This window comes from Vibrio sp. 03_296, from assembly GCF_002265885.1.
This window is the reverse complement of the sequence record NZ_NPKW01000484.1, coordinates 1-900: the sequence shown is the minus strand read 5'-3', so window position 1 is coordinate 900 and position 900 is coordinate 1. Positions and strand designations below refer to the sequence as shown.

At 44.4% G+C, this 900-nt stretch carries 1 protein-coding gene and 1 pseudogene; both read right to left on the bottom strand.

What is annotated here, in order from left to right; all coding sequences use genetic code 11:
- Positions 1 to 59: 59 nt before the first annotated feature.
- Positions 60 to 257, bottom strand: a complete 198-nt coding sequence (locus CIK04_RS25570) for a hypothetical protein (RefSeq protein WP_128824703.1) — start codon at positions 255 to 257, stop codon at positions 60 to 62.
- Positions 258 to 639: 382 nt separating this feature from the next.
- Positions 640 to 900: pseudogene (locus CIK04_RS25565) on the bottom strand (sodium:proline symporter); the annotation flags it as partial.

Sequence of the window (900 nt, the reverse complement as noted above, 5' to 3'; positions counted from 1 at the left end):
YGTAGAGGTCAACCGAGAGTGTACTGAGCTCGAAAGCGATTTCGCTTAAGTAAGAAGGTCTAACCGATCGTCGGTTGAACCATTTGCGGTGAAAGGGATTTCACCGTTGCTGTATTCTGCGTATTACAGTAACGGCAGAAATGCTGAGGTTCCATGTGGTAATAGTGGTCACCAGAAACAAACTTGGTCATCAGTTGGGTAAAACTGTGTAGCCGACTTGAAAACGTATCACTCTGCTCTACCTGACAACGACGCATAACGACTTTGTGTGCGGTTGTTTTTTTACAACGCTGAGCATAGATTTGCTGGCATGACCCTTCCCCTGATGTACGAATGCTGCTAATGATAATTGACACATTTTGACCAAATTAATTCCACACTCAAAAAGCGCTTTTTAATTTTTGTGCTCTAGGTACAAAAAATAGTTCTGCAACTTCAACAAATTGCGATCTTTGTCGCCCAATGCCGTGCGGATTGAACGCAAGAATAAAGCAAACATTTAGCGGATTTGTTAGCGGCAAGAAAAGATTCTGTCGGTCGTTAAAAATAAACCCMTCACCAGTATCACCAGCGAGGGGCTCGATTATTTACAATGTAAATTGAGTATCGTGTTCGTTCTTGTTGAACACGAGATCAAGATTACTCTAGCTCAACCAACTTGTTCTCAAACTCACGATGCTGCTCTAAAACGGTGTTGTCAGCGCCACCAGTTAGTTTGCTCACACCAACAATCGCGATGGTTGAGAAGATGATTCCCGGTACGATTTCGTACACGTCAAACCAACCGCCAGTCAATTGTTTCCAAACCACGATAGTGATACCACCAATCAGGATACCCGCCAGCGCGCCGTTGTCGTCTACACCTTTCCAGTAAAGGCTTAGCACAACAGCGGGACCGAA

What these genes read in the sequence shown, in the direction of transcription:
- CIK04_RS25570 (WP_128824703.1), bottom strand. Translation starts at nt 257, where the DNA reads ATGCGTCGTTGTCAGGTAGAGCAGAGTGATACGTTTTCAAGTCGGCTA.